Annotated in this window: 17 protein-coding genes; 10 read left to right on the forward strand and 7 right to left on the reverse strand. The window is 47.0% G+C overall.

Going from position 1 to position 11,276, the window contains the following annotated elements; translation table 11 throughout:
• Position 1 precedes the first annotated feature (1 nt).
• From E7746_RS14575 to E7746_RS14590, 4 genes are read right to left on the reverse strand one after another with little or no spacing between them, the layout of a single operon-like run.
• A complete protein-coding gene (locus tag E7746_RS14575; RefSeq protein WP_135472876.1) occupies positions 2-334 on the reverse strand; it encodes a DUF6706 family protein in 333 nt (110 codons plus the stop codon).
• Between the two features lie 4 nt (positions 335-338).
• Positions 339-1,451, reverse strand: coding sequence for a major capsid protein (locus tag E7746_RS14580; RefSeq protein ID WP_170957583.1), 1,113 nt, complete (start codon positions 1,449-1,451; stop codon positions 339-341).
• A 5-nt stretch (positions 1,452-1,456) separates the two neighbouring features.
• Entirely contained in the window at positions 1,457-2,077 is a 621-nt protein-coding gene (locus tag E7746_RS14585) for a hypothetical protein (RefSeq protein WP_135472878.1), read from the reverse strand.
• 35 nt (positions 2,078-2,112) lie between these two features.
• Positions 2,113-2,709 carry a hypothetical protein gene (locus E7746_RS14590; protein ID WP_135472879.1) on the reverse strand — a complete coding sequence of 199 codons (597 nt, stop codon included), beginning with the start codon at positions 2,707-2,709 and terminating at the stop codon, positions 2,113-2,115.
• A 238-nt stretch (positions 2,710-2,947) separates the two neighbouring features.
• Between E7746_RS14590 and E7746_RS15165 the strand changes: the two genes are divergently transcribed.
• The 10 genes from E7746_RS15165 (at position 2,948) to E7746_RS14630 (ending at position 6,735) form a co-directional block, all read left to right on the forward strand.
• Positions 2,948-3,103: a hypothetical protein gene (locus tag E7746_RS15165; RefSeq protein WP_168184421.1), complete on the forward strand. Its 156-nt coding sequence runs from the start codon at positions 2,948-2,950 to the stop codon at positions 3,101-3,103.
• Between the two features lie 25 nt (positions 3,104-3,128).
• Positions 3,129-3,338 (forward strand): hypothetical protein, encoded by a 210-nt coding sequence (locus E7746_RS14595; RefSeq protein WP_135472880.1) that lies wholly within the window; start codon positions 3,129-3,131, stop codon positions 3,336-3,338.
• 14 nt (positions 3,339-3,352) lie between these two features.
• Positions 3,353-3,553 carry a hypothetical protein gene (locus E7746_RS14600; RefSeq protein WP_136411378.1) on the forward strand — a complete coding sequence of 67 codons (201 nt, stop codon included), beginning with the start codon at positions 3,353-3,355 and terminating at the stop codon, positions 3,551-3,553.
• Positions 3,543-3,737 carry a hypothetical protein gene (locus E7746_RS14605; protein ID WP_135472882.1) on the forward strand — a complete coding sequence of 65 codons (195 nt, stop codon included), beginning with the start codon at positions 3,543-3,545 and terminating at the stop codon, positions 3,735-3,737. The genes E7746_RS14600 and E7746_RS14605 overlap by 11 nt, the downstream gene beginning before the upstream one ends.
• A 21-nt stretch (positions 3,738-3,758) precedes the next feature.
• The gene (locus E7746_RS14610; protein WP_135472883.1) at positions 3,759-4,661 is read left to right on the forward strand and encodes a DUF932 domain-containing protein; all 903 of its coding nucleotides are present in this window, start codon (positions 3,759-3,761) and stop codon (positions 4,659-4,661) included.
• Between the two features lie 66 nt (positions 4,662-4,727).
• Positions 4,728-4,901, forward strand: coding sequence for a hypothetical protein (locus E7746_RS15170; protein WP_168184422.1), 174 nt, complete (start codon positions 4,728-4,730; stop codon positions 4,899-4,901).
• Between the two features lie 2 nt (positions 4,902-4,903).
• The gene (locus E7746_RS14615; RefSeq protein WP_135472884.1) at positions 4,904-5,293 is read left to right on the forward strand and encodes a hypothetical protein; all 390 of its coding nucleotides are present in this window, start codon (positions 4,904-4,906) and stop codon (positions 5,291-5,293) included.
• 130 nt (positions 5,294-5,423) lie between these two features.
• Complete coding sequence (locus tag E7746_RS14620; RefSeq protein ID WP_135472885.1) at positions 5,424-5,663, forward strand: hypothetical protein; 240 nt, start codon at positions 5,424-5,426, stop codon at positions 5,661-5,663.
• A complete protein-coding gene (locus E7746_RS14625; protein WP_135472886.1) occupies positions 5,660-6,430 on the forward strand; it encodes an ADP-ribosylglycohydrolase family protein in 771 nt (256 codons plus the stop codon). The genes E7746_RS14620 and E7746_RS14625 overlap by 4 nt, the downstream gene beginning before the upstream one ends.
• Positions 6,427-6,735: a hypothetical protein gene (locus E7746_RS14630; RefSeq protein ID WP_135472887.1), complete on the forward strand. Its 309-nt coding sequence runs from the start codon at positions 6,427-6,429 to the stop codon at positions 6,733-6,735. Before E7746_RS14625 ends, E7746_RS14630 begins: the two co-directional genes overlap by 4 nt.
• Positions 6,736-6,763: 28 nt before the next feature.
• Here the strand turns inward: E7746_RS14630 and E7746_RS14635 are convergent, their stop codons facing one another.
• The 3 genes from E7746_RS14635 to E7746_RS14640 are packed head-to-tail and all read right to left on the reverse strand — an operon-like array spanning position 6,764 to position 11,275.
• Positions 6,764-9,547 carry an ADP-ribosyltransferase gene (locus E7746_RS14635; RefSeq protein ID WP_168184423.1) on the reverse strand — a complete coding sequence of 928 codons (2,784 nt, stop codon included), beginning with the start codon at positions 9,545-9,547 and terminating at the stop codon, positions 6,764-6,766.
• Positions 9,528-9,749 carry a hypothetical protein gene (locus E7746_RS15175; protein WP_168184424.1) on the reverse strand — a complete coding sequence of 74 codons (222 nt, stop codon included), beginning with the start codon at positions 9,747-9,749 and terminating at the stop codon, positions 9,528-9,530. Before E7746_RS15175 ends, E7746_RS14635 begins: the two co-directional genes overlap by 20 nt.
• A complete protein-coding gene (locus tag E7746_RS14640) occupies positions 9,746-11,275 on the reverse strand; it encodes a phage portal protein (protein ID WP_135472889.1) in 1,530 nt (509 codons plus the stop codon). Before E7746_RS14640 ends, E7746_RS15175 begins: the two co-directional genes overlap by 4 nt.
• Position 11,276 lies beyond the last annotated feature (1 nt).

The following is an 11,276-nucleotide window of genomic DNA, read 5'->3' on the forward strand; positions in this document are numbered from 1 at the left end:
CTTACCAAAGATTAGTGGCATCATCAATCGTCCGTAAATAGTCGCCAAGTTCCTCGTCTGCATCAAGTCCGTATTGCTTGCACCAATACGATAGAGATTCTTTTACGGAATCCTCGCGTACTGAAGTCGATACGCCGTTTTCGCTCCGGCTGCTTTCGACATATCCCATGACAAGGCGAATCGCCACCCGAAAGAGTTTTGCATCTTTCGGGGTGGCTTCAGCTTGTGCCTCGATACCCTCATTGAATAGCGCGAAGTTGAGTGTCGCGCTATCCGGGTAAAAGGTATTCGCGATTGCATTGCAAAGTCTGCTTAATGCTTCGAGATTCTTCACGACTTTACGATACTACTGTTTTGAGGGTATAGATACCGTTCATTTCGGTAATAACCGGCAGCGACTGTGATTCAGCCTTGGTATATTCAGTGTGCTTCGAGCCCTCTTTCTGACCGACACTCCACAGAGAAGTGACAATGCGGCCGTAGTTGGCATACGACACTCCGTCATCCGGCTTCAACTCGCAATCCGAGTAGGCATTCTTGACAACGCCAAGTTCGCCGGCAGGGACGAATACGATGTTGTCTTGATTCCACGGGGTGTAAGGAATAGCCTCACGCCCTTTCTGAATGCGTACTATTCGACGGATAGGCTCGAATATCGGGTAGTTGTTCGTCTCCATAAACTCGTTTATGTCGCGGAGAAGTACCGGCTTTGAGGACTTGTCAGTACCCCAAATAAGCTGCTTCATCTTCTTTGTGCGACACATATACGAGAGTCGGGAGGGCGAGAGTAGAGCTTTTGCAAGCGCGACCTTATCCTGCGATGCGTCAAGGATAGCTTGAATGTCCTCAAAGCAATCCACAGTGTCGATATTGGCGAGAGTCCAAGCGGTCTTGCAGCTTGCGATGTTCTCGCCGGGCTGATTGAACGAGATAGAGCCTTTGACACCGCCCTCCGGGTTGGTTGTTTCATCGAAAGTGAACGTACCTTCGTTGGAGAGTGCGCCGAGGAATATCATATCGAGTTTGCCGTAAACCGCGTTGACAACGGTCTTAACATCGCCCATCATAAGATTTATGAGGCGGTTTCTTTTGTCCTCATCCTTGATGAGCTTGCTGTCGAGCAACGAAAGAATCTTTCGGTACGTCTTCATCAGCATCGGGAGCGTGAGGGCGTGGTTTACGAGAGTTTCTTTGAGTGTTTCTACACCCGAAGTACCCATAATCGGCTCGGCTGCGTTTTCTCCGATAGTCGGTGCGGCTATCGTGATGTTGTACTTGCCGATTAACTCTTCAAAATCGAGTTCGATTGTGGGGTCATCCCAGTGCATATATCGCTCAAAGATAACTTGGTCGAAAAGCTGCTTGTTGAGTTCACTTGCAGCATCGAATCGTATCTGCACCTCTTTGGTGAGGTCACCAAAGACGGAGCTGGATAAAAATTCCTTTGGCATAGTGATTACTGCTTAATGTAGATGATGTTGGGGTTGTTTTTGAGCGCGATGCCGGTCAACCATTCCGGCAGCATCGGGAAGAGAAGTGACGGCATGAGAACGACTGCCTCATAGGCAGCATCGAGAGTAGGCAGTCCGCGACCGGTAAACTCTTTGTCTTCGCCCACGATGTTGTTTGGGGAGTAGCGCACGGAGTTTGTAGTCGTAGCTGAATCTCCCTGCCCCTCTGTCACTGCGACACCCTCTGCGATTACATCATCGGCTTGTATGCCGGTGTATGCTGCTTTGAGCTTCAGAATGTCGTAGGCATCGTTGGTGCGGTCGATTGAATCAATCTCGCCGAGCTCGGTTGCACCGAGCTTGATGATTTTGTCGCCTGCCACGAAATAGTGACCTTTGGGGACTCTCACTTCCTTTGTAGTGCCGCCATTGAGGACAGTCGCGGTCTTGCAGACGGCGGCGGTCATAGTGTCAAAATCGACATACAAAGGCGTTGCGCGGCGTACTACTGTTCCGACCGGAAATTCTTGTGTAGGCTTGAAGCCACCGGGGAGCATCTTGCATTCACCACGCCAAATCTCCGGGAAACGACCCGGAAACTGCTGTGTCTTAAATTCAATAGCCATTTTGGGGTTGATGAATTAGAAGTTGATAATTGACCTTACTTTTTGTCGGGGAGTGACTGCGCCCAGGCTTTTGCAGCCGCTTTCGACTCTTCCTCGGAGTTTCCGAGTTCATGCGAACGGTCTTTCGGCATGAGATTGTTGTTTACAAGGTCTTGTTTGAAGCTGGTGAGTTCTGCGTCAACATCCGCATCGTCTGCCAAATGCAGACGCTTCACGAGATAGTCAGGAATGCCGAGCTTCTTTGCCTTGTCAGCGATGAGCGATGCACGTTCCGACTTGGCTTTTTCCTCTTTGAGCGTCTTATTCTCTGTTTCGAGAGCGTTCAGTCGTTCAGTAAAAGGCTTCATCCATGCCGGTATTTCGTCTTCGCCGGTTTCGCCGTCTTCTTCCTCTCCGTCGCCCTCGCCTTTGGATGGCTTGGTAGATGATTTCTTGCGTGACTTCCTCGTAATCTCCCCCTGCATCGCTTTTGCATAGGGTACGAGCGAATCCACTTTTGCGGCTATTTCGTCATCGGTCGCTTCGTCTGTGAGGTCGGAAGCTCCGATTTCAACGAGTTCTTCTATTCCTTTGGGTGTAAGTCCGTATTGCTTACATTTTGCGGTCAGTGCCGCGAGTAGTTTCTTCTTCATTGCAATGGTTGATTGGGGTTTGAATATTCAATACGCGCAAAGATAGGGAGAATTTTCGACATAATACCTATTAAGTATCGGAATTTTTCAAAACTTTTTTCTTCTCTCATGTGGCTACCTATTAGCAATATAGGAATTTGAGTAAATTTTTATCAAAAAATAATTGGTGAAAAAGTTGCCTATTATTAGGATAGTCTATAACTTTGCGACATGAAACAATACTTAATAGATAACGAAAATGAAAATCCGAAAGAAAATAATCAAAGTGAGCCGAGAAAGAGCGATAGAGTTAGCCGCTAATCTCAACTGCATCTCAAAAGAGATGGCAAGCAAGTACACCGACAGCGAATTGAAAGAGTGCCTGCGTCTTCTCAAACTCAAAGCTGACTTCTAATCATCAACCCTCAATCTCAACGCAAATGAAACCCGAACACCTTGCCGAAGCTATAAGCATCATCAGCAACAGCAACTCAATCAAAGTGTCGTTCAATGTGCCGGTCAATGATAACTACTCGCACACATACGCGATACTCATTCACGAGAGCAACGCATCAGTCGTTAATCAACTCGTAAAAGCCGGATTCTCGCTCTCTATGAATCCTAAAGGGCTTTCAGTCGATAAATTCTAAATCCAATCTACGCAATGAAGACTTATGACGAAACAATGAGCATACTCAATAGCTCAAAGCAATTCAAATTCGAGTATAACGAGGATAGCGGTCGCCCGACAGTACTTGCCGTAACTGATTACTATACCGGCGAGAGTGTCAAACTTGACCTCTCACGCCTCACCCCGGAGATGCTTGATGAACTTCAGATAGAAGATTCGGAAGATGAATACTAAAGCAAGCATGGAACAATATACTGTAACTTTCTTCGTAGAAAAGACTGATTTAGCCGGGAATCATAAGGGCATGGAGAAGCGAGTAATCCGAACCGGCAAAACTACTATCGCAGAAGCCGCAGAAGTGGCGATTGCTCACGGTGCCAATCCGTTCAAAAATTGGAAGCTAACTTGGGAAAAATAACAACTCTAAAATACAACGCAAATGATTACTGAAACCACTCTCGAAAACAAGATGTTTGACTTCGACAAAGCGAAAGTTCAAACGCTCTCACTCGCTCAATTAGAGCGCACACACCGTGAAAACGATGTCTACGGCAAGCCGCTTCGTGGTATCTATCACTTCGAGCTGCTGCAAACGCTCATCAACGAGTGCAACAACCTCGGCTATAACGTAGAGGTTTATGACCTCTTTGCCGCGCAGAACAAAGACCGCAGCACTCCCGGCGTGGTGCTGCTCCCACAAGTCGAAGCACAATACGGCGAAAGAGCCTTTGAAGCTCACATATTGCGCCGCGTCTTCGCTAACATCCGTATAACTGACTTCGATGATGAGGAAAAGACAACAAACCTCGCAGTCGCTTTCCATCAGAAAGGCATTCAAGTCGGCTTCGGAAACATGGTCAAAATCTGCCACAATCAAACTATGCTTTGCGCCGACAAGTATATCGCCACATACAATGAGCGCGGCAAAGGGCGCGGCGAAGCTATCACGATTCCGCAAGTTCTCGATGTTGTCAAGTCGTGGCTTGTAGATGCCAGGCACATCATCGTGACCGAGCGCGAAAAGATAGAGCGCATGAAAGAGATTGAGGTCGGCGTTCAACAAGCTCTCTTGCTCATCGGTATGCTGACCGCAATTCGCGTTAAGTGCGACTCTGCATATCCGACAATCAAGGAGAATCGCGTCTATCCGCTCAATCAAGCTCAAATAACAAAGTTCACGGAGAGCTTGTTGCTGAAGTATCACGATACACCAAGCGTTTCAGCGTGGGACTTGTATAACGCCGCGACTGACCTTTACAAAGCTGACTCGATGGATATTCCGGCACTCATGCCGCAGAATCGCGCAATGGTGCAATTCCTCAACGAGCAATTCAATATCTGACACAACATATCATCAACCGGCGAGAGGTAGCCTTAGCCGTTGCCTCTCGCCCTTACAATCAATCTAATGGCAGACAGTAAAGAACAACTAACAGCAAACGATGAGGAGCTTATCGAGCTTGCTTATTCGACAACATACCGCAGTTCCATTCGTCAGTATATCCGCGAAGCTGACACGGAGCGTTGTCGTGAGATTTTAACCCGAATTATGAATGAATCTGATGTTGAATGGGAGGACTGAAGATGAAAAAAGCACTTATTATCGACACCGGCGAAGTGATTAGGGTTGTCGAAGTTATCAAAACGACTAACAACGGCACGATATTTCGCGATGTCGCTACCGGCAAAACATACTACGACCGCGAGATTCAGATATTCGATGACAGTGGCGTTATGGAGTTCGTTGAAATGTGGCTCCCGAACTATTATCACTCTGACATGATTGGGTGGATTGACGACCTGCATTGCGCTCTTGATAACGAGTGCGATGATGAAAAGCTCGCTCGTATAGAAGAAGCGTGGGGAACTGACCCCAAAGGATGGCTCTACGAGTTAATCAATCTTGAATCGGCTGCATATCGCCACGCCCTTGAAAGATTCTACGAGCTGCAATATCCCGGTATTAAATCCTAATAGGCACGGTAAGGTTAGCCTACTCCGCATTTCTCGCTTTCAGTTGATAAAATATACATTTATTCGGCTGAAATGCGAGGATTAGCGAGGAAATGAGTAATTTTGCAAAACCTTAAAACTCAACGCAAAAATGGAATCATCGAAAGTCGTACACGTTCACTTCAAAAAGCCATACGAGGGAATGACTGACCTCTATTTCGGCTCTCTGAAAGCGATATATCTTCAAGTGCCGGAAGATATAATCGGGATAAAATACAAGTCGCTTACAAACGCCATTCGAGGCAAAGATTGTTACGAGAATAAACGCTGCATTATCCGCATCGGTGCATTGCAGCGTATGTCAAATATAAAAAACAAAGACAAACAATGATAGGAGCAATAATAGGCGACATTGCCGGTTCTCGTTTCGAGTTCAACAATACGAATGACTATAACTTCGAGTTCTTTCACAAAGATTGCCGTTATACCGATGACACAATATGCACGGTTGCCGTTGCAGACGCTATTCTACACGGCGTGAGCTATAAAGATAGCATCTTGTATTGGTGTCGCAAATATCCGCATCCTATGGGCGCGTATGGTGGCTCTTTCTCACGTTGGCTGCATGAAGATGACCCGCAACCGTACAATTCATTCGGGAATGGTGCTGCAATGCGAGTATCGCCGGTTGCATGGGCATTTGATGATGCAAGCGATGTTATGCGTCAAGCTATGTCAAGCGCGGAATGCTCACACAATCACTATGAGGGTATCATTGGGGCAATAGCGACTGCGGAGTTGATTTTTTCATTTCGCAAGCTGCCGGAAAAAGATAACTTTGTGAATCTAATCGGAGGACTGTATTACGGTCAAAATTGGGAAAACAATTTGCCGCGTCCTGGCGTTTTCGATGAAACTTGTCAAGGCTGCGTGCCACTCGCATTTCACATCATCAAAGAGAGTTCATCATTTGAAGATGCTGTGCGTAATGCCGTAAGCTACGGCGGCGATTCAGACACGCTCGGCGCAATAGTCGGCTCAATAGCTGAAGCTCGTTGGGGTGTGCCTATCGAGATGCAAAAGATGGCTCTGAATATGCTTCCACAAGATATGCTCAAAGTCGTTACTAACTTCATACAAAAGTGTCAATACAAATGAGCAAAGATTCATTACTCAAATTATGCCGTTACTATCACGGTGAAAAAAATAATCCATACGAGGGCGATAAAGCTCTATTATGGGATTATGAAAGAGCTTGGGTTGAAGATTCTGCGAATGATTCAGATTCAAATTCCGAGTATCTTTCGGATTATCTGACTTACGGACTGCGTGACTTCTCGAAGTTCGATAAAATCCCGGTCACGCTCAAAGCAATGTTATTCAATCGCTATGCGAAAAACGCATACTCAATGAAAGATGCCGTTTCCGGCTTCAAAGAGTTTTATCAGAAATACTACAAGTAGCAAAGGGCGCGATTATGCGCCCTTTGTCTTACTTCGTCATACCGGTTGGCTGTGTGAACTGCTGACCGATTAACATTAAGTATAAATTTTTGCCGCTCTTTCTGATTACTTTGAATCTACTGCCGCGCTGACCTATCCATTCAAACTCACCTCCTAACCCCACTTTTTCAGTACCGTTCCATATTCGGGTCTGATAGTCATAATAACCGGCGTTATAATGAGTGAACGGTTCTGCGAATATGCCTTGTGCGCCCTTCGGTATCAAAATAATCATATTAACAGAGCCGCCGAATCCCTTATCTCGGTGACACGCCGTTGATAAGAATGCGCCGTCAATGAACGTATCGCCAACTTCGGCTTGGCTCAAATTCTTGCCGATTTCCGGAATATAATAATCGCTCGTACCTCGCCTTACGACCATATCTTGCTTTGTCTTAACACGGCTCAAAGCTGCGGTTATTTTCGGCATATCATTGTCATATTCATCTTTCGCTCGTCCGCCACAATATGACATATTACGCAATGGCTCGTTGAGGTAGCTATATGTCTGCGTATATTTAGTGAGCAACATACGTTCTTCTTCGATAAGTCCTTTCCATGCTTCTTCAGTAGCCGGACGCATCACATCATCCATGCCCTCTACTGTATTGACTTTGTAATCATCGAGCAACTCTTTTTGTCGCTTTTTTGATAGCTCCTTAAATGTGACTTCACCGATTTTGCTACCCTTGACAGCTTTTTGCGCTGCTGCTTTTTCTTGTAGTTCTTTTCGTTTTTGGGCGTAGTCAATCTTCGCTTTAATCGTAAGCATATCGCCGCCGGATGCAAGCAACAATTCTGCTTCCAAGACAGCATTAGCGACCGTAGTGGCTTTCGGGTGTGAAGCGACATACACTTTCAGTTTGTCGATAGTGTCTTTCGCCTCCGCTACTGCTATTTGCTTCTTAACTTCATCGAGCTTCTTCATATAAGCATCTTGAGCTACATTCCAAGTCGGATATTGCTTATGCGGCTTCAGATATGTAGGGTCAGATACCCACTTGATTTCTTTCTCAATCGCTTTGACTTGCTCGTATAATGGAAGTGTCGATATGTTCGCGAGTTTCGATTCAACGGCGGCATACACTTGTTGCAGTTCTGCAAGCGTGAATTGTTCGTGCCAAGTGTGAGCATCCGGGATTATAGCTGACAATGCTTGCTCGGCTTTCTTCATCGCGAGTACACTTTGAGCGAGGGCGCGTGTCTGCTTGTGTATCGCTTCAAGATTGCCGGATGCAAGAGCTTCGTTGAGTGCGGTCGTATCGACTTCGCTATAACCGTCAGCAATACTATTGACCTTTTTGGCAGTTGCTTTGATAAGCTGCTGTTTTGCTGACATAGCGAGTGCGAGCGTCCGTGTCTGCGCTTGAATGAGTGCTGTGTTTCCGCTCTTGATTGCTTCTTCGAGTTCGGCGGTAGATATGCCGAAAGATGCAAACCGCTTGGCGGCTGCATTGAGTACGTTGTTTGCAGTAGCGTTGACTTGTCGCGAATGTCTTTTTTCGGCTTCGATTCTCTCGCTTCGCTCTTTCCAACGGCGGCGAATCTCGTCCTCTTGCTCCGGCGTTCTCGCTTCATGCCGTTTCGCCGCGATTTGCTGCGGTGTGAGCTTCTTTAATGACGGGTCAAGTATTTCATCTATCGCCATAGCGTTGTTGCGGATAAAGTACGGTTCTGTGCCTCTATCGCGAGATTGTGCGATGTCTTCTTTATGCTCTGACACCCACTGTTTGAAATTGTCCGGGTAGTCAGTTATTCGCTTGCCCCTCGGCACATACTTTTCGCCACGCAAAAACGCTTCTGATACTTTCGCCATTTCATCTTCATCCATCAGAATCGGAGTAACGAAACAAAAGCATTGCGGATGCCAACCGTCAAAGACAAAATCAACCGGATAATCACCTGCGAGCTTGTCGCAAATGTCTTTTTTCGGGTGCGAGCGTGAGAGATTGACACGTTGACCGAGAACAAAGTCCATTTGTTGCCACCGTTCATTGTCTGCTCTGCGATATGCGATATTCGTTTCAGTTCGAGCAACACGCATAGCGTTTTGAGCTGAAGACTTGTAATAGCCGCGCCCAGTCCATTGGTCTTGATAAGTACGCTTGTCGTAGTCTATCCATTTGACTTTGCCGGTTGCCGGGTCTTTGATACGCTTCTTCCATTTGCGCCGCCATTCGCCGGATTCAGGGTCTTTATATCTGAATCGGCGAAACATCAAGTCCGGGTCGTTGAGGTACTGACGGACTTTGCGCGACATTTGCGCCGCCGATTCTCCCTCTCCGACTGAAACTGTTATCGCGACTTCCATTTCATCGCGTAGCTGCTCGACGGCTTTCCATACTCGCTGTGACAAATTCAACCCCTTTTCACTTCGAGCGATAAAAGCGTTCATCGCCGCATTGTTACGTTGAGTCCATGCCGAAAATTCGGGTGAAGATAATGCGCGTTTGCCAAAGCACGATTGCACGAGCTTGTCACATTCTTCATTAGCTTGCGCCCATTCGAGTTTGATGCCTTTTTCGATAGCCATAGTCGCGACTGCATGAAGCTGACGGAGTAACCGCTCAACTTCCTTTTGTCGCTTCATTGATTCTCCGGCGAAAGAAAACATCTCGCCCTCGTCAAGCTGCGGCATAGAGCGATTCAAAGCGAGAATTTCATTGACTGTTGCCGCGAACAACGTGCGCACACGCTCGGCGTATGCTTCAGTACGCTTTATTCGCGCTTGTGTCGCGCTCTTGGGGTCTATGTCATTTTGCTTCTTTGCCATGCTTGCATTCATCGGGGTAATAGTCCTCATCTTCCACGCATTCCGGCGCATATTGCGGAAATACGTTGAATCCTACCTGACGGCGTGAAGATTCTTGCTCAATCGGCATTTCTTCTGAATAGATGCAAATGCCGAATGCGTAGATTGAAGTCCGCTGAATCTTTTTGTCAGTCGTGATTCGCTTGAAGATTATCGACTTCATTTCTTTTCTTTTTTCGATTTCTTCTCATCGCCAGGCTTCTTTTCCTCATCTTCCTCTCCGTCTTCTTCATCGTCACCGTCAGAGAATGATTGCGCTCCGGCTTCGCCTCCATCATCGCCGAATATAGACTGTTGCTGTTTCATTCGCTCGTCTGCTTCAGCTTTGATGCGTTCTTTTTCGAGTGCCGTGTCAGAAATAAGAGGATTCTTTTCGATAGCTGTTTCATTCGACATGATTTCTGCATCGAGGCAAGCTGTGATGTTCTTGATGTCAGCTTCGATGTCTTCTCCGAACGGCTCTTGAAACTCGTGAGCAACGCTCAATTCGTCACACTGACTTTTGAGCGACACATCGAGTACATTGCCGATGATTGCTCCAATGAGAGAGCCGGTGCGGTCAAGTAGTTCATCGTGGCTTTCTTTGCGCTTCGATGCCTTGATGTCTGCAAGCATCATAACCGTGCGCAATGCCTTTGCCGAGAGTTGCGAGATTGATTTGAGCGTGTCGAGAGTGATGTTCGGCGTGAATGACTTTGAGAGTATATGAGCTTCGAGGAAGTCAAGCTCATCTTTCTTCGACTGTGGAGCGTTATCCCACGTGACATAAGCCATTGCGTTTTGAACACCGTCTTTATTGTTCGTGTATAGAGCTTTGCCGACATCTCCTTTTTCGGGCAGATTCTTGATAACATCGGCGTTATACACGGCAATAGGGTCGGCGAAGTAGTCATTGGTATCGGCGTTTCTTGACGCTATCCATTCCTCGCGGTTGATAAGATGCTCTACGCCCTCCCATTCTTTCTCTTGCTGAAAAAGAATGATAGGAATCTTGCCTATGAAGTTGATTTCTTTCTCAACTTGCCACCCGAGGGACTTCTTTGTGCATCGGTATATAAATTCCGGCGTGAAGATGTCGAAGTGATATACGACTTTATCCTCTTTTTCGCGCACGTTATATCCCCATGCCACCGAGATTAGATTCTCGTACTGGTCCCAACGTGTGTATATCTCATCGCCTTTGCTCTTGGCGAGTACGCGAATCTGCACGTCCGGGTTGCCGTCATCGTCTTTGAACACGCGGAATAGCATCGCGCTCTCTGTTTCCTTTCCGGCGAGTCGCTTGCATTGGCGTATCTTACTGTTGAATCGGGTGCGCTTGATTACATCGAGGAACTTTGCAAACGCTTCGTCAGTACCCTCGGAAACTTGTGTCCACTTAACCGGGCGACCGTAGAGAAACACAAGCGCGATTTCGTTGATATAGGCTTGATACGGAATGGGGAGCTTCCACAAGTGTTGCACCCCACGCCGGTTGCCTTTCTTGTCGGTTAGAATCTTATCCTTTCGGGACATTACTTCGTGCGTTGCGGTGTCATACTCACGCATCGCGCTGTCTGCTGCGCGTCCGTTGGTGCGCATCTTCGACCGAATCTGCGATATGTCGCCGGAAGCGAGTAGTTCATCAAACTCTTGCTTTCTTCCGGCAATTCGGTTGATGAGGTTAGTCGTTACTTGCAAAAACTGCATA

It is taken from the genome of Muribaculum gordoncarteri (assembly GCF_004803695.1).
In the GTDB taxonomy this organism is placed as follows: domain Bacteria; phylum Bacteroidota; class Bacteroidia; order Bacteroidales; family Muribaculaceae; genus Muribaculum; species Muribaculum gordoncarteri.